Origin of the sequence: Streptomyces sp. V3I7 (genome assembly GCF_030817495.1) — a bacterium.
Lineage (GTDB): Bacteria > Actinomycetota > Actinomycetes > Streptomycetales > Streptomycetaceae > Streptomyces.
The window spans coordinates 6,261,015-6,281,742 of record NZ_JAUSZK010000001.1 but is presented as its reverse complement, the minus strand read 5'-3'; the positions used below and the strand labels follow the sequence as shown (position 1 = coordinate 6,281,742).

Annotated in this window: 19 protein-coding genes; 12 read left to right on the top strand and 7 right to left on the bottom strand. The window is 72.8% G+C overall.

The features are described 5' to 3' along the window. The first annotated feature begins 72 nt into the window (after window positions 1-72). The 5 genes from QFZ74_RS29080 (at window position 73) to QFZ74_RS29060 (ending at window position 7,334) form a co-directional block, all read left to right on the top strand. On the top strand, window positions 73-1,119 hold the full coding sequence (locus tag QFZ74_RS29080) for a C40 family peptidase (protein ID WP_307623815.1): 1,047 nt from the start codon (window positions 73-75) through the stop codon (window positions 1,117-1,119). Window positions 1,120-1,259: 140 nt separating this feature from the next. Next, the gene (locus QFZ74_RS29075) at window positions 1,260-2,624 is read left to right on the top strand and encodes an FAD-dependent oxidoreductase (RefSeq protein WP_307623814.1); all 1,365 of its coding nucleotides are present in this window, start codon (window positions 1,260-1,262) and stop codon (window positions 2,622-2,624) included. 221 nt (window positions 2,625-2,845) lie between these two features. Continuing rightward, entirely contained in the window at window positions 2,846-3,943 is a 1,098-nt protein-coding gene (locus QFZ74_RS29070) for a hypothetical protein (protein WP_307623813.1), read from the top strand. A gap of 82 nt (window positions 3,944-4,025) precedes the next feature. Continuing rightward, complete coding sequence (locus tag QFZ74_RS29065; protein ID WP_307623812.1) at window positions 4,026-4,304, top strand: DUF1232 domain-containing protein; 279 nt, start codon at window positions 4,026-4,028, stop codon at window positions 4,302-4,304. Window positions 4,305-4,589: 285 nt separating this feature from the next. Continuing rightward, window positions 4,590-7,334 (top strand): SpoIIE family protein phosphatase/ATP-binding protein, encoded by a 2,745-nt coding sequence (locus QFZ74_RS29060; protein WP_307623811.1) that lies wholly within the window; start codon window positions 4,590-4,592, stop codon window positions 7,332-7,334. 7 nt (window positions 7,335-7,341) lie between these two features. Here QFZ74_RS29060 and QFZ74_RS29055 read toward each other — a convergent pair whose 3' ends face one another. After that, window positions 7,342-9,207, bottom strand: a complete 1,866-nt coding sequence (locus QFZ74_RS29055) for a glycoside hydrolase family 15 protein (protein WP_307623810.1) — start codon at window positions 9,205-9,207, stop codon at window positions 7,342-7,344. Window positions 9,208-9,398: 191 nt separating this feature from the next. Between QFZ74_RS29055 and QFZ74_RS29050 the strand changes: the two genes are divergently transcribed. Beyond that, window positions 9,399-9,605 (top strand): hypothetical protein, encoded by a 207-nt coding sequence (locus tag QFZ74_RS29050; protein WP_307623809.1) that lies wholly within the window; start codon window positions 9,399-9,401, stop codon window positions 9,603-9,605. A 57-nt stretch (window positions 9,606-9,662) separates the two neighbouring features. On the opposite strand, the gene QFZ74_RS29045 is transcribed toward QFZ74_RS29050, so the two are convergent. Together QFZ74_RS29045 and QFZ74_RS29040 are read right to left on the bottom strand one after the other, a co-directional pair. Next, window positions 9,663-9,950: a hypothetical protein gene (locus tag QFZ74_RS29045; protein ID WP_307623808.1), complete on the bottom strand. Its 288-nt coding sequence runs from the start codon at window positions 9,948-9,950 to the stop codon at window positions 9,663-9,665. A 202-nt stretch (window positions 9,951-10,152) separates the two neighbouring features. Next, entirely contained in the window at window positions 10,153-11,634 is a 1,482-nt protein-coding gene (locus QFZ74_RS29040) for a hypothetical protein (protein ID WP_307623807.1), read from the bottom strand. A 168-nt stretch (window positions 11,635-11,802) separates the two neighbouring features. On the opposite strand from QFZ74_RS29040, the gene QFZ74_RS29035 reads away from it, so the two are divergent. The 4 genes from QFZ74_RS29035 to QFZ74_RS29020 all read left to right on the top strand — a co-directional run bounded on the left by QFZ74_RS29035 (window position 11,803) and on the right by QFZ74_RS29020 (window position 15,408). Then, the gene (locus tag QFZ74_RS29035) at window positions 11,803-12,186 is read left to right on the top strand and encodes a BlaI/MecI/CopY family transcriptional regulator (protein ID WP_307623806.1); all 384 of its coding nucleotides are present in this window, start codon (window positions 11,803-11,805) and stop codon (window positions 12,184-12,186) included. 98 nt (window positions 12,187-12,284) lie between these two features. Then, entirely contained in the window at window positions 12,285-12,977 is a 693-nt protein-coding gene (locus QFZ74_RS29030) for a nucleoside/nucleotide kinase family protein (RefSeq protein WP_307623805.1), read from the top strand. 163 nt (window positions 12,978-13,140) lie between these two features. Continuing rightward, the gene (locus QFZ74_RS29025) at window positions 13,141-14,847 is read left to right on the top strand and encodes a phospholipid carrier-dependent glycosyltransferase (protein ID WP_307624316.1); all 1,707 of its coding nucleotides are present in this window, start codon (window positions 13,141-13,143) and stop codon (window positions 14,845-14,847) included. A 144-nt stretch (window positions 14,848-14,991) separates the two neighbouring features. After that, window positions 14,992-15,408, top strand: a complete 417-nt coding sequence (locus tag QFZ74_RS29020) for a Zn-ribbon domain-containing OB-fold protein (RefSeq protein WP_307623804.1) — start codon at window positions 14,992-14,994, stop codon at window positions 15,406-15,408. Between the two features lie 55 nt (window positions 15,409-15,463). Here QFZ74_RS29020 and QFZ74_RS29015 read toward each other — a convergent pair whose 3' ends face one another. Next, on the bottom strand, window positions 15,464-15,850 hold the full coding sequence (locus QFZ74_RS29015; RefSeq protein WP_307623803.1) for a PPOX class F420-dependent oxidoreductase: 387 nt from the start codon (window positions 15,848-15,850) through the stop codon (window positions 15,464-15,466). Window positions 15,851-16,006: 156 nt separating this feature from the next. Between QFZ74_RS29015 and QFZ74_RS29010 the strand changes: the two genes are divergently transcribed. Together QFZ74_RS29010 and QFZ74_RS29005 are read left to right on the top strand one after the other, a co-directional pair. Further along, complete coding sequence (locus tag QFZ74_RS29010; protein ID WP_307623802.1) at window positions 16,007-16,837, top strand: SAM-dependent methyltransferase; 831 nt, start codon at window positions 16,007-16,009, stop codon at window positions 16,835-16,837. Window positions 16,838-16,969: 132 nt separating this feature from the next. Then, complete coding sequence (locus QFZ74_RS29005) at window positions 16,970-18,349, top strand: S1 family peptidase (RefSeq protein WP_307623801.1); 1,380 nt, start codon at window positions 16,970-16,972, stop codon at window positions 18,347-18,349. Here the strand turns inward: QFZ74_RS29005 and QFZ74_RS29000 are convergent. The 3 genes from QFZ74_RS29000 to QFZ74_RS28990 all read right to left on the bottom strand — a co-directional run bounded on the left by QFZ74_RS29000 (window position 18,328) and on the right by QFZ74_RS28990 (window position 20,726). Then, window positions 18,328-18,564 carry a hypothetical protein gene (locus QFZ74_RS29000; protein WP_307624334.1) on the bottom strand — a complete coding sequence of 79 codons (237 nt, stop codon included), beginning with the start codon at window positions 18,562-18,564 and terminating at the stop codon, window positions 18,328-18,330. The two genes, QFZ74_RS29005 and QFZ74_RS29000, sit on opposite strands and share 22 nt — an antisense overlap. A 123-nt stretch (window positions 18,565-18,687) precedes the next feature. Next, window positions 18,688-19,383: a L,D-transpeptidase family protein gene (locus tag QFZ74_RS28995; protein WP_307623800.1), complete on the bottom strand. Its 696-nt coding sequence runs from the start codon at window positions 19,381-19,383 to the stop codon at window positions 18,688-18,690. 170 nt (window positions 19,384-19,553) lie between these two features. Next, on the bottom strand, window positions 19,554-20,726 hold the full coding sequence (locus tag QFZ74_RS28990) for an RNA-guided endonuclease InsQ/TnpB family protein (RefSeq protein ID WP_373462505.1): 1,173 nt from the start codon (window positions 20,724-20,726) through the stop codon (window positions 19,554-19,556). Between the last annotated feature and the right edge of the window lie 2 nt (window positions 20,727-20,728).

Sequence of the window (20,728 nt, the reverse complement as noted above, 5' to 3'; positions counted from 1 at the left end):
GGGGCACACACGTTGGCTAAGTTGGCGATCAGGCCGTACGGCCGGGGCTCGCACGGAAGGATCAGGTCTCCCATGGCACCGGAGAGTCATGACGAGGTCCGGCAGCGGGTCGACGCCCTCTACGACCGGGCCGAGAGCGACACGGGGAACTACAACGCGACCCGGGTGAAGGCCTCGCGCTCGCGGACCCGGGGTGCGCCGCGCGGCGACGGCCGCGGCGCCGGGGACCCGGCCCTGGACGACCTGACCCGCAAGTGGTTCGACGCGGCGCGGGCCACGCGGGGTCCGATCGTCGCCGCCGTGCTCCCGGCCGACCGCATGCCCCGGCGCGCCGCCGTCAGCCGCCCTCCGGCTCCGGGGCGACCCGAAGTCGGTCCGGTCGAACTGGAGTTGCCCGCGCCACGCCCCATGCTCGAGCTTCCGGCGGGCGCGAGCGACCGACCGGTGGCCGAGCTGCCCGCGCGCCCGGTTCCGGAGCTGCCCGCCGCTCCCGAACCGGCCCGCGCCTCTCCCGCGACGTCGAAGGAGCGGAACCGGGGGAAGCTCACCGCCGCCCGAGAGCTGCTGTCCCGGTATGCCGTACCGCAGATTCCGCCGCTCCCGCCGCTTCCGCCGGTCCCGGACCCGGACCCGGACCCGGCAGCGATCGAGTTCCCGCCGCTCCCGGGAACCGTCCCGAATCTCCTGGAAACCGTCCCCGGGGCCGCTCCCGCCCCCGCCCCCGTGGTCGTGACCACCGCCGGCACCCTCCCGACGTACCACGACAAGGCCATGACGGCCGTCGCCTTCGCCCGTGCGCAGGTCGGTCTGCCGTGTGTCTGGGGCGCCTCGGGGCCCGGTTCCTACGACCACGTCGGCCTCATGCAGGCCGCGTGGAGGGCCGCCGGTGTCGTCCTGCCGCGCTCCACCCAGGGGCAGGCGGCCGCGGGCACGCCGGTCGAGCTGAGCGCGATCCGCGAGGGCGACCTCGTCCTCTTCTTCGAGGACGACAGCCACGTCGGTCTCTACGTGGGCGACGGCCTGATGATCCACGCACCGGGCCCCGGCGCCCTCATCCGCGAGGAGTCGATCTTCGGCGCGGGCGCGTCGGCGATCCACCGGGTGGTGCGGCCGGCCTGAAAGCCCGGACATCGTGCGTCACAGCGGGCCATAAGGGCAGCTCAGGGCGTCACCGGACGGACCCCGCGTACGAAGTTAGGGCTGCCTTAGTTTAGGCTTCACCCTCGAGTCGCCTGTCGTCGCTCGAAGGGAACCTGATCATGCCGCGCCCCCTGCGGGTAGCCATCGTCGGAGCCGGCCCCGCCGGGATCTACGCCGCCGACGCCCTGCTCAAGTCCGAGGTGGCCGCCGAGCCCGGTGTGTCCATCGACCTCTTCGAGCGGATGCCCGCCCCGTTCGGCCTGATCCGCTACGGCGTCGCGCCCGACCACCCCCGCATCAAGGGCATCATCACGGCCCTGCACCAGGTGCTCGACAAGCCGCAGATCCGTCTGTTCGGCAACGTCGACTACCCGAAGGACATCAGCCTCGACGATCTGCGCGACTTCTACGACGCGGTCGTCTTCTCGACCGGCGCGACGGCCGACCGGGCGCTGCGCATACCCGGCATCGAGCTCGACGGCTCGTACGGCGCCGCCGACTTCGTCTCCTGGTACGACGGCCACCCGGACGTGCCGCGCACCTGGCCGCTTCAGGCCGAGAAGGTCGCGGTGCTCGGCGTCGGCAACGTGGCGCTGGACGTGGCCCGCATCCTCGCCAAGACGGCGGACGAGCTGCTGCCGACCGAGATCCCGCCGAACGTCTACGACGGTCTGAAGGCCAACAAGGCGCTGGAGATCCACGTCTTCGGCCGCCGCGGCCCGGCGCAGGCGAAGTTCAGCCCGATGGAGCTGCGCGAGCTGGACCACTCCCCCAACATCGAGGTCATCGTCGACCCCGAGGACATCGACTACGACGAGGGCTCGATCGCGACCCGGCGCAACAACAAGCAGGCCGACATGGTCGCCAAGGCCCTGGAGAACTGGGCGATCCGCGACACCGGTGACCGCCCGCACAAGCTGTTCCTGCACTTCTTCGAGTCGCCGGCCGAGATCCTCGGCGAGGACGGCCGGGTCACCGGCCTGCGCACCGAGCGCACCGCCCTCGACGGCACCGGCAACGTCAAGGGCACCGGCACCTTCAAGGACTGGGACGTCACCGCGGTCTACCGTGCCGTCGGCTACCTGTCCGACGAGCTGCCCAAGCTCCCGTGGGACGCCGGCTCCGGCACCGTCCCGGACGAGGGGGGCCGCGTCATCGAGGAGGGCGGCGAGCACCTGCGGTCGACGTACGTCACGGGCTGGATCCGCCGCGGCCCCGTCGGCCTCATCGGCCACACCAAGGGCGACGCCAACGAGACGGTGTCGAACCTCCTGGACGACTACGCGAACGGCCGTCTGCACACCCCCGGCTCCCCCGAGCCGGAGTCCGTGGACACCTTCCTCGCCGACCGCGGCGTCCGCTTCACCACGTGGGAGGGCTGGTACCGGCTCGACGCCGCCGAGAGGGCGCTGGGCGAGCCGCAGGGCCGCGCGCGCGTGAAGCTCGTCGAGCGCGAGGACATGCTCCGGGAGAGCGGCGCGTAACTCTGCCGCGAAGTGAGGGGCCCGCGCGGTGCGCCGGTCCCCCTCACGCACATCGTTGGTTTTCGGCGAGGTACGGTGCACGGAGCGGACCCGGGGCGGCGAACTGTTCGTCAACCCGATCACGGCCCTGCACTCCGGGCCCGACGTGCCCCTGGCTGACGTGCACCCCGGCCAGGGGTGATACTGGAAGGCCCGCGCCGCACCCAGCTGCAGATTGGCTCATGTCGAACTCCGCCACCGACCGCCCCATGCTCCCCGGCACCGTCTGGCCGGCCCGCGGCCGCCATCTCGGCCCCGACCCCACCGACGTCCTCAGAAAGAACCTGCGACGACTCAAGGACGACGGGACCCTTGACGACTTCGCCGAGCTCGGCGACGACCAGTCCCGGGTCTTCGAGGCGCGCTGGCGGGTCGGCGGTGACGCGGAGGACGTCACCGTGCGGGCCCGGCTGACGCTCGTAGCCCCGCAGGAGCAAGAGAAAGGCCACGAGTGGCTGCTCGTGGCGGAGGCGGAGCGGCCCTGGAACGACGAGTGGCCCTCCCCCGCCACCATGTTCTGGCCCGCGGACGACGAGGCCGCCTGGAACCACCATCCCGCCGTCGCCGGTCTGCGGCTCGGGGACGTCAACCGGCTGCCCGACGACGAGAAGGTCCTGCGGCGGCTGTTCCGTGACGCCACGCGTGAGTCGTGGGCCGTCAACGTCGTGGTGCACGAGGCCATGACGCCCGACGAGCACGGGCGGCGGCCCCTGGCCCGGCTGCTCCCGGTCGGCCTGCGGCACCGGGTGGTCGAGCACCGGGCCACGCCCCAGCAGCTGAGGGCGGTCAACTGGGCGCTGCGGGACCTCGATGTGGAGGTGCCGCGCGGCGGAGCGGTGATCCTGCCCCCGCGGCCGACCCCGTCCGGCTACGACAGCTGGGCCCACTCGGTACGCAGCGTCTTCCTGGACGGCTCCGAGCCGGCCGAACTCATCGACGTACTACGGCGGTTCACCGCGCTGTCGACGCCGATGCCCGAGGGCGCCGAGGACGCGCTGAACGCTCTGCGCGAGCAGTGGACCCTGATGACCATCGAGGAGGAGCTGGCCCACGAGCGACGGCTGGTGGCTCAGTACGCCGAGGCGCTGGAGGCGATGACCAGGTCCCGGGACCTGTACCGGGAGGCCGCCGAGAGCGCCCACGAGGCGCTGGCCGCCTACCGTGACACGCCGCTCCCGGCCGCCGAGCCGCGGGACGCGTCGCGCCCGGCGACGTCCCCGCTCCAGCAGCTGACCCGGACCTTCGAACGGCTGAAGGGCGCCTCCAGGCGCACGCCCTGACCGGCCCCGCGGCGAGGCGGTACGGTCGTCCGGGTACGACGGTACGCCGGGACCGCCGGTACGCCCGAGAGCAGGAGGCCCCATGGACACCACCACGATCGTGCTCGTGGTCGCCGGCGTGCTCGCGGCGGCGCTGCTCGCCGCGGCCGTCGTGCTGCTGGTGCGGCTGGTCCGCACCCGCCGGTCCCTGCGCCGGGCGGGGCTGCCGACCGGGCCACGCTGGGTGTTCTGGGGGGCCGTGCTGTACCTGGTCCTGCCGACCGACCTGCTGCCCGACCCGGTGTACCTCGACGACATCGGCGTCCTGCTGCTCGCCCTGCGCAGCCTGCGCGCCGCGCGGACGCTCCCGGCGGACGTGTGACGCACGGGTGCGACCACGGCGCTCCTCCCGACGCCGGCGGCGCCCTCGGCGTCCGCGCCGCCCGGACGCGGGACCGGTTCGGCGTCCTCCCGCCGGGTCTCACCCGTCCGGACGACGCGGCGGCCGGGACATGACCGGCGTCCACGGGCGGCGGACGCACGGCCGCCGGTCCCGGTCGCGGGGGCCCGGCGGATGAGTCTCCGCCACCGGAGTGTGCGGACCGGCGTCGGTCGCCTCACATGACGCCCCTCGCCTCATGTGGCGGGGCAGTGTAGATATGGGCACATGGTCCGACTGCCCGGCCGGTCCAAGACCAGGACTCGGCAGCCCCGCCGTCCCGGGGATCCGTACCCGTCGCCGGACCGGCGACGGCAGGGGGGAACCGGGCCGCGCCCCACGCCTGTCAGGCGGCTGTGGTCGGCGCTGAGCGGACGCAGCGTCGCCGGGCAGGTCTTCGTGCTGCAGGTGGTGATCGTGCTGCTGCTGGTCGTGGCGGCCGTGGTGGCCCAGGTGCTCCAGGTGCAGCACGACAGCGGCGTGGAGGCCGGCAAACGCTCACTCGCCACCGCCGAGGCCTTCGCCAACGCGCCCGGCACCGCCGCCGCGTTGCGGGGCCCCGACCCGACGGCCGCGCTCCAGCCGCGCGCCGAGGCGACACGCAAGGCGGCCGGGGTGGACTTCCTCGTGGTGATGAACACCGACGGGATCCGCTACACCCATCCCAATCCGGCCCGGATCGGCAAGAAGTTCGTCGGGACGATCGGCCCCGCGCTGGCGGGCCGGACCGTCATCGAGGAGATCGACGGCACCCTCGGGCGGCTGGTGCAGGCCGTGGTGCCGGTGAGGGCGGCCGACGGCAAGGTCGTCGGGCTCGTGGCGGCCGGCATCACCACTGAGCACGTCGGCGGCGCCACCGATCAGCAGTTGCCCCTCCTGCTGGCGGCCGCGGCCGTGGCCGTCGCCCTGGCCACCGGCGGCACGGCCCTGGTGAGCCGGCGGCTGCTGCGGCAGACGCACGGCCTGGGCCCGTACGAGATGACGCGGATGTACGAGCACCACGACGCGGTGCTGCATGCCGTCCGCGAGGGGGTGCTGATCGTCGGCGGCGACGGCCGGCTGCTGCTCGCCAACGACGAGGCGCAGCGCCTGTTGGACCTGCCCCCGGACGCCGAGCAGCGCTCCGTGCTCGACCTCGGCCTGGACGCCGACACGGCCGCGCTGCTCGCGTCGGGGCGCGTCGCGACGGACGAGGTGCACCTGGTGAAGGACCGGCTGCTGGCGATCAACCAGCGGCCCACGGACCTGCGCGGCGGCCCGCCGGGCAGCGTCACCACGCTGCGCGACTCCACGGAGCTGCGCGCCCTGTCGGGCCGGGCCGAGGTCACCCGCGAGCGGCTCGACATGCTGTACGACGCCGGGGTCGGCATCGGCACCAGCCTGGACGTGACCCGGACCGCCGAGGAACTGGCGGAGCTGGCGGTGCCCCGGTTCGCGGACTTCGCCACCGTCGACCTGTACGACGCCGTCCTGCACGGCGAGGAGCCGCGGCCGGGGTCGGGACTGGTCCGCGCGGCCTTCTGCGGCATCCGGCCCGACGCCCCGCTCTACCCGATGGGCCGGCGCATCCGGTTCGTACCGTCCTCGCCGCAGGGGCGCAGCCTGGCGACGGGCGAGGCGGTCGTGGAGCCGCGGCTGGCCAAGGCGCCGGGCTGGCTGGCCCAGGAGCCGGAGCGCACCAGCTGGGTGGTGAAGTACGGCATCCACTCGCTGATCACCGTGCCGCTGCGGGCGGGCAGCCTGGTCCTGGGGGTGGCCAACTTCTGGCGCTCGGAGCAGCCCGAGCCGTTCGACCAGGAGGAACTGGCCCTGGCCGAGGAGCTGGTCGCGCGGGCCGCGGTGTCCATCGACAACGCCCGCCGCTACACCCGCGAGCACAGCATGGCGGTGACGCTCCAGCGCAGCCTGCTGCCGCGCACGCTGCCGGAGCAGGACGCGCTGGAGATCGCCTACCGCTATCTGCCCGCGCAGGCCGGGGTGGGCGGCGACTGGTTCGACGTGCTGCCGCTGTCCGGTGCGCGGGTGGCACTGGTGGTCGGGGACGTGGTGGGGCACGGGCTGCACGCCGCGGCGACGATGGGCCGGCTGCGTACGGCGGTGCACAACTTCTCCTCGCTGGACCTGCCGCCCGACGAGCTGCTCGTCCTGCTGGACGAGCTGGTGAACCGGATCGACCAGGACGAGTCGGCGGTGGACAGCCGTGCCCCGGTCACCGGGGCGACCTGCCTGTACGCCATCTACGACCCGGTGTCGCGGCGCTGCGCCGTCGCCCGGGCCGGCCATCCGCCGCCGGCGCTGGTGCTGCCGGACGGCCGGGTCGAGTTCCCGGACGTGCCCGCGGGGCCGCCGCTCGGTCTGGGCGGGCTGCCGTTCGAGACGGCCGTGCTGGAGCTGCCGGAGGGCAGCCGGCTGGTGCTGTACACCGACGGCCTGATCGAGGACCGGGAGTGGGACATCGACGTAGGTCTGGAGATGCTGCGTGACGCGCTGGAGGAGGCGGGCCCCTCGGCCGAGGACACCTGCCGGTCGGTGCTTCAGCGGCTGCCGGCGCGGCCCAGCGACGACGTCGCCCTGATCGTCGCGGCCACCCGCGCTCTCGGCCCGGAGCAGGTCGCCGAGTGGGAGGTGCCGTCCGACCCGGCGGCCGTCTCGGAGATCCGGGCGTCGGTGACCCGGCAGTTGGCCGAGTGGGGGCTGGAGGAGCTCTGCTTCACCACGGAGCTGATCCTGAGCGAGCTGGTCACCAACGCCATCCGCTACGGCCGTCCGCCCGTCTCCGTACGCCTGCTGCGCGACCGCGCCCTCATCTGCGAGGTCTCCGACGGCAGTACGACCTCCCCGCACCTGCGCTACGCGGCGAGCACGGACGAGGGCGGCCGCGGTCTGTTCCTGGTCGCCCAGCTCGCCGACCGCTGGGGCACCCGGTACACGCCGACCGGCAAGGTCATCTGGGCGGAGCAGGCGCTGCCCTGATCGGGCGTCAGCCGAGGGCGCGGTCCAGGTTGAAGGCGGCGCTGATCAGGGACAGATGGGTGAACGCCTGCGGGAAGTTGCCCTGTTGCTCCCCGGTGCGGCCGATCTCCTCGGCGTACAGGCCGAGATGGTTGGCGTAGGTGAGCATCTTCTCGAAGGCGAGGCGGGCCTCCTCCAGGCGTCCGGCGCGGACCAGCGCCTCGACGTACCAGAACGAGCAGATGGAGAACGTGCCTTCGTCGCCGCGCAGGCCGTCGGGGCTGGCCTGGGGGTCGTAGCGGTAGACGAGCGAGTCGGAGACCAGGTCCTCGGTGAGCGCGTCCAGGGTGGACAGCCATTTGGGGTCGGTGGGCGCGATGAACTTGGCCAGCGGCATCATCAGGACGGCCGCGTCGAGGACGTCGCCGTCCTCGGACTGGACGAAGGCGTGGCGCCGCTCGGACCAGCCGCGGTCCATGATGCGCCGGTAGATGGTGTCCCGGACCTGACGCCAGCGGGCCAGGTCGGCGGGCAGGCCGCGGTGGGTGGCGAGGCGGATGGCGCGTTCGATGGCCACCCAGCACATCACGCGCGAGTACAGGAAGTTCTTGCGGCCGCCGCGGGTCTCCCACACGCCCTCGTCGGGCTGGTCCCAGTGGTCGCAGACCCATTCCACGAGGTGGCTGACGTCGTCCCACTGGCCGCTGGAGATGGGCTGGGCCCACTTGTCGTAGAGGTAGATCGAGTCGATGAGGGCGCCGTAGATGTCGAGCTGGAGCTGGCCGGCGGCGTCGTTGCCGATACGGACAGGGGCGGAGCCGTGGTGGCCCTCCAGGTGGTCGAGGATCCGCTCGGGCAGCTCGCGGCGGCCGTCGATGCCGTACATGATCTGCAGCGGGCCCGAGGGGCAGCCGTCGCCAGAGCTGATGTGGGTGGTGACGTACCGCATGAACGCCTCGGCCTCGCCGGCGAAGCCGAGGCGCAGCAGGGCGTACACGCAGAAGGCGGCGTCGCGGATCCACACGTAGCGGTAGTCCCAGTTGCGTTCGCCGCCGAGTTGTTCGGGGAGGCTGGTGGTCGGGGCGGCGACGATGGCGCCGGTCGGTGCGTAGGTGAGGAGCTTGAGGGTCAGGGCGGAGCGGTGCACCATCTCCCGCCAGCGGCCCCGGTAGCGGGACTGGGCGAGCCAGCGGCGCCAGTAGGCGACCGTGGCGCCGAACTGCTGCTCGGCCTCCGCGTGGGCGCAGTCGCGCGGGGCGATGCGCTCGCCGACCTGGTCGAGGGCGAACACCGCGGACTCGCCCTCGGAGAGCTTGAAGTCGGCGCGGGCGTCCGTGCCGTCGCTCTCCAGGCTCGCGGTGGAGGTGAGGGCGAGGGACCGGTCCGGGGACTCGAAGAAGGCGGTGCCGTCGGTGATCCGCAGTGTGTGCCGGTCGGCGCCGTAGTTGAAGCGCGGGGCGACGAGGGCATGGAAGGGGACGGTGCCGCGGACGCACAGGACGCGCCGGATCAGGCGGTGGCGGGCGGTGTCGCCGCGGGGCGGGACGGGGTGGTGCGGGTCGTCGGTGTCCGAGCTGACCGGCATGAAGTCCTGGATCTCGCCGACGCCGTCCTCGGTGAAGAACCGGGTGATCAGCACGTTGGTGTCGGGGAAGTAGAACTGCTTGGTGCGGGCCGGTACGGCGGCGGCGAGTTCGAAGCAGCCGCCGCGGTCGGCGTCCAGGATCGCCGCGAAGACGCTCGGGGCGTCGAAGGACGGGCAGCAGTACCAGTCGATCGTGCCGTTGCTGCCGACCAGGGCGACGCTGCGCAGGTCGCCGATCAGTCCGTGCTCGGCGATCGGCAGGTAACGGGAGTCCGGGGGTGCGTCCGGGCGGAACGGCGTCTCGGTCATCGCGGCGGCCTCCCGGTGCTGCGGGCGCGTGCGGGTGTCTCCAGCTTAGGAGCGAAGGGCGCTCAGCGGCACGGGTGGCTGCCGCGAGCGGCTCCGGATGCAGGGTGGGCCGAATCGGTGAATCGTGAGAGTGTGCCACGGCCTCACGGCACGGGTACCGATGCGTCAAGCGGACCCGAGGAGGAGACATCATGTCGACGTCACAACCCGAAACGTCCTGGTCGTCCGGCGAGCGCGCCACTCCGGACGACCTGCTCCACGCCCGTACCGGCACCGATGTGGCACCGGAGGACCTGGTGCTGGCCACGGGCAGGGACATCACGCCGGCGAACATGGAGTGGGCCAAGCGCAAGCTGGAGACCGAGGGCCCGTCGGCCATCGAGCGGATCCTGCCGTAAGCCCGTGAGGGCTCTGCGGAGGCAGGGACGCCGAAGGCCGGCGGCCGGGTCGGGACGTCAGCCCTGACACAGGACCGGGACGGTGTGGATCGCGTTGTTGGCGAAACCGCCCCGGTTCCAGTGCGGGATGGCCGGCTGGGTGTGCCCGTCGGCGTCGGTGGCCCGCACGGCGAGGACGTGGGAGCCGGGCCCCGCGTCCCAGGTGAGGTGCCAGCGGCGCCAGGCCCAGCGGTGTCCGTCCACGGGGTCGAGTTCGGCCGGGCGCCAGGTCGCGCCGTCGTCCGTGCTGACCTCCACCGCGGTCACCGGGGCCTGCCCGGACCAGGCGCGCCCCTCCAGCGTCACCGGCCCCGGCCGCACCACCCGGGTCCGGCCGGCCGCACCACCCGGGTCCGGGACATGAAGTCCGGGAAGCCGGGCGGCACCAGCAGGGCGCGCGGCGCGATACGGGTGACCGGCTCGCCCTCGACGGCGGGCTGCCGCCGCAGCCGGTAGGCGGGACCGGGACGCGGTTCGACTCTCGCCGGTCAGTTGCCAGTTCGCTGACTCACGGCGCCGCCGCCGGCGCCGGTCCGGCGTGGTAGAGCCGGAGTCCGCCGAAGGGGGTGGACGGCCAGTCGCGGGCGTACGCGGGCGGGCGGGCGCCGTGGGCGACCAGTGCGGCGACGGGGATGAGGCGGGCGGTGCGTTCGATCTCCGCCCGGGTCGTGTTGGCGTTGTTGCCGGAGGTCGCCGCCGAGGCGCAGCCCGCGTAGAACGCGATCGGGATGGCGTTGTGCCCGGTGAGCAGGCAGGGCGGCCGCACCCCTAGGCGGTGCAGCTCGGCGGCGGTGCGTGACCAGCCCCGGTGGGAGGCGGTGGTGCGGTCGACGGTGCGGTCCAGTACGGCGAGCTGCACGGCCAGATGCCCGGCGAGGCCGAGGGCCACCAGGGTCACGGCGGCGAACCGCCAGGCGCGTGAGGGCGCGGTCACCAGGTGGACGAGGGCGTCGGCCACGGGGAGGGCGAGCAGGGCATAGGCGGGGAGCAGGAAGCGGGGTGCCGCGTATCCGATCAGCAACAGATACGGGAACGCGGCGGTCAGCCCGCAGGCCAGCGGCAGCAGCGTGACCGCCGCACGCCGCGCCCGGAGTGCGATCATCAGCCCGGCCACGGCGAGCATGGGCACCGCGAACCACCACGCGTAGACCAGCGGGTCGGGCAGCGATCCGGTGCACGGCCGGCACAGGGTGCGCCCTTCCAGGCCGCGCAGTTGGTCGGCGACGGCGACGTTCCAGCCGAGGCCGCCCTGGATCTCGGAGCCGTCGGACAGCCGCCGCGCCAGGCCGCCGTAGCCGACGTACGCCTCGACGACCCATTCCAGGGCCCCGGCCACCAGACCGGCGACGAGTACGCCGAGGGTGCGCCAGTGGCGGCGGAAGAGCGCGAGGGCGAGGAGCGGGAGGGTCGCCCAGACCGCGTCGGTGGGCCGCATCCACGCCATCAGGGCGGCGCTGCCGGCCAGTCCCCACAGGGCGGTCCGGTCGCGCGGGCCGGCGCGGACGCGCAGGAAGCAGGCGACGGCGGTCAGTGCGCCGACGGCGACCCAGTAGTTGGGCATGACCTGCGGTCCGTAGAAGAGCGTGATCCACAGGGAGGCGAACAGGGCGCCCGCGACGGCCAGGACGCGCACCGGGAACAGGCCCCGCCAGGCGCGCAGCGCCAGGAACAGGGCGAGGCCGGAGAGCACGGCGAGGTAGATCCGCAGCAGCGGGGTGGACGACGACCAGGCGGTGACCGGTGCCACGAGCAGCGTGATGCCCCGCGCGCGGGGTGCGCTGAAGAAGGCCGCCGGGGCGTGTGAGCTGATCTGGCTGACGTACACGGTCTCGTCCCAGCCGAGGCCCATGGCCGGGGGGACGAGGACCAGTTGGGCGATGGTGAAGAGCAGCGCCACCGCGGCGAGTGGGAGGTCGGCTCGGGCGCGCCGGGCGCCGCGTCCCGCCTGGGCGCGTCGCACATCGGCGTGGGCTGTCGCGCTGCCGGGCATCCTCCACCCCTCCACACCCCTACGGCCGGTAGGGCTTCGGACGCCCCACGGTGCGTGCCGTCGAGGGCGGGATTCGGGAAAACGCGGTCAGATTATCCCGTATCGGGCGGACATGCAGGACGAGTCCGGCCAGGGCCGGGCGGCCCTACGCGCTGTAAGGTTGAGGGCATGGCTGGCACAGATTCCCGGGGCAGGGCGGAGCGACGCGGCGCCGGGAAACTGGAGAGCGAGGTACTGGCCGTCCTGTGGGCCACCGAGCGGCCGCTGACTCCGGCCGAGGTCCAGGCGGGCATCGGCGGCGGCCTCGCCTACAACACGGTGCACACCATCCTCAAGCGGCTGTACGACAAGGGGCTCGTGCTGCGGGACGCCGACGGGCGCCGCGGCGCGTACCTGCCCGCGAAGAACGCGGGCGAGCTGACCGCCGAGGCCATGCGGCGTGCCCTGGACCGCGCGCCGGACCCGATCACGGCCCTGCGGCACTTCGTCTCGGGCCTGACCCCGGAGGAGGAGCGCGCCCTGCGCCGCCTGCTCGGCGACGGCGGCGCGTGAACGGCGGCCGGCGTGAAAAGCCGCACGCGTGAACGGCCGCACTCATGAACCGGCGTACGCGTGAACCGGTGTGGGCTCCGGGTGCCACACTCGTTTTTGTGCCGCTGACCTTCGACGACCTCCTCACCCGTGCCCGCGCCCTCGCCACGGGCGGCCGGCGCGCGCTCCTCGGCATCGCCGGCTGCCCCGGGGCGGGCAAGACGACCCTGGCCGAGCGCCTGGTCCGCGAGCTGAACGGTCCGGGCGAGCCGTGGGTCACGCACGTCCCCATGGACGGCTTCCATCTCGCCGACGTCGAACTGGACCGGCTCGGCCGCCGTGACCGCAAGGGCGCGCCCGACACCTTCGACGCGGCTGGGTACGCGGCGCTGCTGCGACGCCTGCGCGAAAGCCCGTACTCCGCCGGGGACTTGACGGAGACCGTGTACGCCCCTGGCTTCGAGCGGGTGCTGGAGCAGCCGATCGCGGGGGCCATCCCGGTGCCGCCGGCGATCCGGCTCGTGGTGACCGAGGGCAACTACCTGCTGCTGGAGTCGGGTTCGTGGGTGCGGGTGCGGCGGCAGTTGGACGAGGTGTGGTTCTGCGAGACCGGCGAACCGGAGCGGATCCGCCGACTCGTCGCGCGGCACGAGGAGTTCGGCAAGGACCACGCGACTGCACTCGCCTGGGTCCTGGGCACGGACCAGCGCAACGCCGAGCTGATCGCGGCGACCCGGGACCGGGCCGACCTGGTGGTCCCGGCGTCCGCGATGCCCGCGCCGGACGGCACCCACTCCCCCGCCTCACCGTGAACACCGCCGCCTTCCGGGCCGTACGACCGGGTACGGCAGAAGGTCTGCCGGTACGACTCGTGCGGCGGTGACACGCTCCGCGGCAGGGGCGGTGCCACAGTGGGGCCATGACGCGGCCCCCGACGGCTCCCGTCACCGCTCGGCCTCCGGCACCGCAGGGCGGATGATGGCGCGCGAACAGCACCCGGTTCTCGACCCCCAGGTCCCAGACGGCGAGGGGAGCACACCGCGCCCGGCCCCCGTCACCGCCCGCTCCCGGGTGCACGCCGCCCTGCGCCGCGGCCGCCCCTGGCTCGTCCCGCTCGTCGTGGTGCTGCTGCTCGGGCAGATGGCCGTCGCGATGGTGACCACCGCCGTCCGGCAGACACCCACCATCGACGAGCCCGTGTACGTCGCCACGGCCGCCCAGTACCTCCATGAGCACCGGCTGCGCCTCAATCCCGAGCATCCGCCGCTCGGCAAGCTCGTCGTGCTGGCCGGGGTCGCGGTCGCCGACCCGCGCTACGACGCCTCCTTCACCGGCGACCAGGGCGCGACCGGCCGGCATCTGCTGTACGAGTCCGGCAACGACCCCTGGCGGCTGATGCTGTGGGCGCGGCTGCCGGTGATCGTCCTGACGCTCCTGTTCGGGCTGGTCGCGTTCGCCTTCGCGCGTGAAGTCACGGGCACCGCGGGCGGGTTGACGGCCCTCACGCTGTACGCCTTCTCCCCCGACGTCATCGCGCACGGCTCGCTGGCCACGCTGGACGTCCCGGCGGCCGGGTTCGTGCTGACGTCGGTGTGGCTGGTGTGGCGGGCGCGGCGCCGGCCGCGGCTGTGTCTGCCGCTCGCCGGAGCGGCACTCGGCGCCGCCGTCGCGACGAAGATGAGCGCCCTGCCCGCGATCCCGGTGCTGATGCTGCTGGCCGTCGTGTCGGTGTCGAGGGGGCAGGCCGACCGCCGCAGGGCGATGTTGCGCGGGCTCGCGGCGGCGGCCGTCGTGGTGGTGGCCGCGGTCGCCGTGGTCTGGGCGGCGTATCTCGCGGTCGACCCGCGGCTGCGGTTCACGCCCGCCGGGCCGGTGCCGGTCGTGCACGGGCCGCTCGGACGCCTGGTGGACCTGCTGCCGTTCCCGCGGGCGTACCGCGACGGGATGCGCATGCAGTTCGGACTGGAGGAACACCCCTGGCAGGGCTATCTGTTCGGGCGTCTGTACACGGGCTCGCTCTGGTACTACCTGCCGGCCGCCCTGCTGGTGAAGACCCCGCTGGGGCTGCTCGCGCTGGGCCTGGCGGGGGCCGTCGCGTTCGTCGCCGTGCGCCGGTTGCGGAGCGCGGCGCCGTATCTGATGGTGGCGCCCGTGGTGCTGCTGGCCGCCGCGATGTGCGGGTCGCGGGACTTCGGTACACGGTACGCCGTGTTCGTGCCGATGTTCCTGGCGGTCGCGGCGGGGGGTGTGCTCGCGCTGCGCTGCCGGTGGGCGCGGGCGGTGACGGCGGTGCTGGTGCTGTGGGTGGCGGTCGGTTCGCTGCGGACGTTCCCGTACTACCTGCCGTACTCCAACGAGGCGTTCGGCGGTCCGGCCGGGACCCATCGGGTGCTGCACGACTCCAACGTGGACTGGGGTCAGGACCTCGGGCGGCTCGCCGAGCGGCTCCGGACGCGGTACCGGGGCGAGCGGATCTGGCTGGTCTACAAGGGCAGCGGGGTGCCGTCGGCGTACGGCGTCCACGCCTGCGATCCGCGCGCGGTGCCGGTGGGCGAGGTGCACGGGCTGCTGGTGGTGTCGGACTCGGCGGCCGCCAAGGCGCGGGGAAACCTGGCCGAGTTGATCGGCGGCAGCCGTCCCGTCGACGACGTCGGGTATTCGATCACGATCTACCGAAGGTAAACCTGTGATACGGAGTGCCTTTACGGGTGGCACTGAGTGCCATAACCTGTCGGCGTGCGCGTGGCACGGTGAACCGCGCACGGGTGTGCGCGGCTCGGGCCGCGGACACGGGTTTTCCGGCCGAAGCGCAGGGAGTTGAGCAGCGTGTACCACGACTCAGGAAGCGCCGTGCATCCGGCGGGCGGCAGCGCCACCGGTGTCCTCGACCCCGGGTTCCCGGACTCCAGGGACACCATCCTCTTCCAGCGCTGCACCTGGTGCGGCACCGCCATGTACCACCGGCTGCTGTGTCCGGTGTGTCAGGGCAGCGATCTGCGCACGGAGCGCAGCGAGGGCACGGGCACGATCCGCCATTCCACGGTGGTGCATCGCAACACCCCCGCCGCGCGCAACGTCTCCATGGTCGAGATGGCCGAGGGGTTCGTCGTGCGCGGCCGGGTCATGGGCCCGCCCATCGGCATCCACAGCGGGGACCGGGTCCGGCTGTCCACGACCAAGGACCCGGTGCGCGGCGAGCCCGTCTTCCAGCTGCTCGAAGAGCCGCTGCGAGCCTGGAGCTGACGCGGCCTCCGGGGTGACGCGGCCCGGGTGACGCGGCCCGGGTGACGCGGCCGGCTCAGGGCTTGAGGGTCACCCGGATCCCCACGGTGCCGTCCAGGCCGCGGCGCAGCCGGCTGCCGAGGAGCGTGAGGCGGCCCGTGATGCCGTACTTGCGGGCGATGAGGGTGCGGTAGCGGGCGGTGGCGGCGGGGCCGCAGACCTCGGCGGTGGCCGGGACCGCCTCGCCGGTCGGGCGGCCGCGCAGGTCGCAGGGGCCGACCAGGACGTCGGGGCGGCGGCGGATCCGCTTGACCTTCCAGGAATCGACGGCCGTCCAGACACCGAGGCCGTCGCCGTCCCGCACCACCCACACCGGGGTCGGGACCGGGGTGCCGTCCTTGCGGTAACTGGTGACCAGCAGGTACTTGCCCGCGCCGAGCCGGTCGAGCGTCGTGTCGTTCATGCCCGGCAGTCTAGGAGTCGGTGTGGGGCGACGCGCCCGGCTGGTCGCCGCTCTCCCCCGCGACGGAAAACCCCGGACCACCGGCGGAGATCAACCGGGGCGTCTAGATTGCCTGATGAGTCCCGTACCTCTCCTCAGGCCCCAAGGAGATGCACCGTGAACGACCACCAGGCAGCCTCGCACGACGTCCCCGTGTCCGCGCAGCAGCGCATCGACACCAGCCAGCCGCACACGGCCCGGATCTGGAACTACTGGCTCGGCGGCCGGGACAACTACGAGGTCGACCGCGCCGCCGGCGATCAGATCCGCCAACTCCACCCGGGCATCGGCGACTACGCCCGCGCCGACCGGCTCTTCCTCGGGCGCGCCGTGCGCCACCTCGCCGGCGACCTGGGGATCCGCCAGTTCCTCGACATCGGCACCGGGCTGCCGACCGCCGACAACACCCACGAGGTCGCCCAGCGCGTCGCGCCCGACGCCCGCATCGTCTACGTCGACAACGACCCGCTGGTCCTCGCCCACGCGCGCGCCCTGCTCACCAGCACGCCCGAGGGACGTACCGACTACCTCGACGAGGACCTGCGCAACGTCGACGCGATCCTCGAACACGCGGGGAAGACGCTGGACTTCGGCAAGCCGGTCGCGCTGATGCTGCTCGGCGTGGTCATCTTCGTCGGCGACGACGAGGACCCCGGCCATCTCGTACGCCGGCTGATGGACCGGCTGCCGTCGGGCAGTCATCTGGTGCTGTCGCACACCATCACCAGCCCGTCGATGCCGGACGTGGACGAGGCGGTCCGGTTCTGGAACGAGCACGGCACGCCCAAGCTCACCCAGCGCACCCCGGAGGCCGTCACCCGCTTCTTCGACGGGCTGGAGCTGCTGGAGCCGGGCGTGGTGTCCTGCTCGCGATGGCGCCCGGAGGCGGCCGACGGTCCCGAGCCTGAGGAGGTCGCCATGTTCGGCGGGGTGGCACGCAAGCCCTGACCTCGCGTGGCCCGTTCCTGAGCCCCGGACGGTGAACGCCGCCCGGCCGCGCCACGTATGGACCGTGGGGCGCTCGACGACCGGAGGCCCCCGCGGTGTCGACACCGCGCGTTCGGGGTTCAGGAGCCAGGCATGAGGCACGCACGACGGCGCATGGTCCAGCGGGTGGCACGACTGGCGGCGGTCGGCGGACTCGTCCTGGGCGGCACCATGGTCACGCGGGCCATGGCCGACGAGGCGCCCGTCAACTCCGCCGCCACCCCGCTCAGTTCGGCCCGGGACGCCGCCGGGACCGGGGCCGCGCTGGTGTCCCGGCTCGGCACCGGGCGTACGGCGGGCAGCTGGATCGGGGCCGACGGGCGCCCGGTCGTCGCGGTGACCGACCGGCAGTCCGCACAGACGGTGCGGCGGGCCGGAGCCGACGCCAAGGTCGTGCGGCACAGCATGAACGAGCTCAAGTCGGCGACGGCCGCCCTGCGTTCGGCGCCGCGAGTGGCGGGCACCGCCTGGTCGGTGGACTACCGGACCAACCAGGTGGTGGTGCAGGCCGACCGGAGCGTCTCGACCGCCGACTGGTCCCGCCTGTCCCAAGTGGCCGCCCGCGTCGGGAGCTTCGTGCGCATGGAGCGGACCGAGGGCGGCTTCACCACCCGGCTGGGCGGCGCGCAGCCGATCCTGTCGAGCGGCGGCCGCTGCTCGGCCGGCTTCAACGTGACCGACGGGAAACGGGACTTCATCCTCACGGCCGGGCACTGCGGGCCCGTCAACTCACTGTGGTTCGCGGGCGGTGACACCGGCCGGCAGCTCGGGACGACGGTCGGCAGCGACTTCCCCGGCAGCGACTTCTCGCTCATCGAGTACAGCTCCGGCAAGACCGATGTCACCGCCCCCGACGTGATCGCGGTCGGCGACGGCAAGGGGGTGCGGATCACCGGCGCGGCCGATCCGACGGTCGGGCAGCGGGTGTTCCGCAGCGGCAGCACGAGCGGGCTGCACGACGGTCAGGTGACGGGGCTGGACGTGACCGTCAACTACCCGGAGGGCACCGTCACCGGGCTCGTACAGACGAACGTGTGCGCCGAACCGGGCGACAGCGGCGGGCCGTTGTTCTCCGAGGGGATCGCGCTCGGCGTGACCTCGGGCGGCAACGGGGACTGCGCCAAGGGCGGGACGACGTTCTTCCAGCCGGTGACGAAGGCGCTGTCCGCGCTCGGCGTCCGGCTGATCACCGCCCCGCGCCAGGGGGCGGACGGCGGCACCCGGCAGAGCCCCTCCCCCGCACCGACGCGGGCGGCGATCGCTCCCGGCGCGGCCTCGCCCGGGTCCTCGGCACCGGTGCCGGACACGACGGCGGGCGCGACGCTGCTGTCACGCCTCACCGACACCCGCAATGTCGCCCCGGGGCTGCTGATCATCGCGGGCAGCCTGATCGCGCTGGTCGCCACGCGCTACATCCGCACGGAGCGGGATCGCAGGGCGTACCAGCGCTACTACTCGGCGACGTGGGGCTGATGGACCCCGGGCGATGCCGGCGGAGGAAGGGAGGCGGCGCTCAGGCCGCCTTCGAGGGGTGCGGGGGTGACGGCGGCCCACTCGAGGACGAGCCGCTGGTACTCCTCACGCTGCTCGACGCTGAGTGTCCCGCCCGACCGGATCCACAGGGCGCGGATCTCCTCGTTGACCTCCGCGGCCGATCGCTCGGGGGCGGCTGCAACAGTGGTGGACATGCTGTGAAGCATATGCCGACACGCGTGAAGGCGACGTGAGCAAGCTTCATCGAACCGGACATTTCGGACCGTGTTGCTCGTCACGTCAATCCCTCAGCGATCACAGGGGAGTTGCCCACATCCTCAGGTCCCCGGCTTGCGGCCGTAGACGAAGACGTCGTCACCGGTCTTCAGCAGGGACCAGTACTTCTTGGCGGTCGTCGTGGTCATGTTGACGCAGCCGTGCGAGCCCGGCGGGTTCCACATGCTGAGACCGACGGAGTGGAAGGCCTGGCCGCCGCCGAAGAACTGGCTGTAGGGCATCGGCACGTCGTAGATGGTGGAGACGTGGTCGATGTGCCGCCAGTAGATCTTCTTCGCGCCGGTGCGGGTCTCGTACCCGTTCCGCCCGGTGCGCACCGGGACCGGGCCGTAGACGAGCTTCTTGCCGTCCTGGATCCAGCTCAACTGGAGCGTGAGGTTCACACAGGCGATACGGCCCTTGTTCACCGGACACTTGCCGTCCTTGTTGGGATTGCTCCCGACGGCCCGCTGCCTGGTCATGAGGTCCATCACGCCCCAGGTCACGGGGCCGGCGTAGCCGATGGTGGGCGTGATGCCGTGCTTCTTCTGGAAGGCCTGGATGGCCTGGCAGTCGCCGGAGGACTGCCGTCCGTCGACCGGCCGGCCGAGGAACTTCTCGACCTGCTTCTGGTACGGCCCCGTCTGCGTGGTGCAACTCGCGGCCTGCGCCGGTGCCGTGCCGAGCGCGAGCGTGAGCGGCGCCACCAGTCCGGTGACGCCGAGCACGGCGACGCCTCGCCTGCGTATGTCTGCCATGACGGACCCTCCCCTTGCCGTCGCGTGGTCTACGAGAGCTTGACAGGCAAGGGGCCGGGTGAGTTGTACGGCGGCTCACACTGTCACCTTCTCGGCCGTGAACGGCCGAGTTTGTGTACTCGGTCGTTCACACCTTGTCGCGCTCCCGACTGCCCCCTACGACGGGACGGTCACGGGTCGCATCTCCCACTTTCCGGCTGTGCCGGTGGTGGGACGGGCATGGTGACGAATGCCCACGCCGAGCGTGCGCGGTCGCGCACGTTGACCCCGGCGACGTGGTCGGCAGGCCCAGCGAGGCCACACCGACGACAGCGGAAATGGTCCCGAGCAGACCGGTTGGCCCTCTCGGTGTGCCCGCAGCGCGGACAGCGCTGCGACGTGTAGGCCGCGTCCACCTCCAGGAAGGGCACCCCTGCCTTGCGGGCCTTGTAGGCAAGGTGCTGTCCGAGCTGGTGGAACGGCCAAGAGGAGAGCGTGCCCCGCTGGTCGCGGCGAAGCCGTACCCGCTCGCGGATCCCGCCCAGTTGCTCGACGGCGACCCCGCGACCGGTGCGTTGCGCGACGCGCACGATCTCCTTGCTGATCCGGTGATTCACATGCGTGGCGTGACGCTGCTCCTTGTGTGCCCGGCGGGCCAGCCGCCGTCGGGCCGAGCGGGTGTTCTTCTTCTGCAGTTCGGACCGCTTGCGGGCCTGCCAGCGCCGGTAGCGGGCAAGACGCCGGCCCTGGTAGTTGGTGCCGTCGCTGGTGGTGGCCAGGTTGACGATGCCCCGGTCCACGCCCACCCAGTCCGCCGGCTCGTACACCTGCGGGTCGGGGACCTCGCAGGTGGCGACCAGAAACCACTTCCCGCCCCGGCACACAAGATCGCTCTCCCCCTTGCGGTACTGGTGCAGCGTCTTGAGCTGGTCGGGCGAGCCGGTGTAACGGATCCCCTTCATCCGACCGTCCACGGTCCAGACGGAGACGGTACGCGCGTCGTACTGCCACGACAGGCAGCGGTCGTCGAACGGCTGGGCCGCCTCCGGGCGGAACACGATCGGGGTACCGACCGCCTTCCGGTACCGCCGGGAGGTGGAGGGACCCAGGTTCCCGGCCTGCAGATTGGCCCTCAGAGCCGCGTAGGCGTCGACGACCTTCTTCACCGCCCGCACCACCGGCTGCGCAGACAGCCCGAAGGCCGCCTTCAGGTCCACATACACCTCCTTCTGCAGACCATTGCGGTCCTTCAACCCCTTGGCGAAGGCCACGGCGGACGCGTGGGTGGCAGCCCGGTTACAGGCGCGCAAGGTCGCCTCCAGTGCCGACGCCTGCACCGGCGTCGCCAGCAGCTTCACTCGCACGA

Excerpts from the sequence above, each read along its gene's own strand:
- QFZ74_RS29080 (WP_307623815.1), top strand. The coding sequence starts at position 73 with ATGGCACCGGAGAGTCATGACGAGGTCCGGCAGCGGGTCGACGCCCTC.
- QFZ74_RS29075 (WP_307623814.1), top strand. The coding sequence starts at position 1,260 with ATGCCGCGCCCCCTGCGGGTAGCCATCGTCGGAGCCGGCCCCGCCGGG.
- QFZ74_RS29070 (WP_307623813.1), top strand. The coding sequence starts at position 2,846 with ATGTCGAACTCCGCCACCGACCGCCCCATGCTCCCCGGCACCGTCTGG.
- QFZ74_RS29065 (WP_307623812.1), top strand. The coding sequence starts at position 4,026 with ATGGACACCACCACGATCGTGCTCGTGGTCGCCGGCGTGCTCGCGGCG.
- QFZ74_RS29060 (WP_307623811.1), top strand. The coding sequence starts at position 4,590 with ATGGTCCGACTGCCCGGCCGGTCCAAGACCAGGACTCGGCAGCCCCGC.
- QFZ74_RS29055 (WP_307623810.1), bottom strand. The coding sequence starts at position 9,207 with ATGACCGAGACGCCGTTCCGCCCGGACGCACCCCCGGACTCCCGTTAC.
- QFZ74_RS29050 (WP_307623809.1), top strand. The coding sequence starts at position 9,399 with ATGTCGACGTCACAACCCGAAACGTCCTGGTCGTCCGGCGAGCGCGCC.
- QFZ74_RS29040 (WP_307623807.1), bottom strand. The coding sequence starts at position 11,634 with ATGCCCGGCAGCGCGACAGCCCACGCCGATGTGCGACGCGCCCAGGCG.
- QFZ74_RS29035 (WP_307623806.1), top strand. The coding sequence starts at position 11,803 with ATGGCTGGCACAGATTCCCGGGGCAGGGCGGAGCGACGCGGCGCCGGG.
- QFZ74_RS29025 (WP_307624316.1), top strand. The coding sequence starts at position 13,141 with ATGATGGCGCGCGAACAGCACCCGGTTCTCGACCCCCAGGTCCCAGAC.
- QFZ74_RS29015 (WP_307623803.1), bottom strand. The coding sequence starts at position 15,850 with ATGAACGACACGACGCTCGACCGGCTCGGCGCGGGCAAGTACCTGCTG.
- QFZ74_RS29005 (WP_307623801.1), top strand. The coding sequence starts at position 16,970 with ATGAGGCACGCACGACGGCGCATGGTCCAGCGGGTGGCACGACTGGCG.
- QFZ74_RS29000 (WP_307624334.1), bottom strand. The coding sequence starts at position 18,564 with ATGTCCACCACTGTTGCAGCCGCCCCCGAGCGATCGGCCGCGGAGGTC.
- QFZ74_RS28995 (WP_307623800.1), bottom strand. The coding sequence starts at position 19,383 with ATGGCAGACATACGCAGGCGAGGCGTCGCCGTGCTCGGCGTCACCGGA.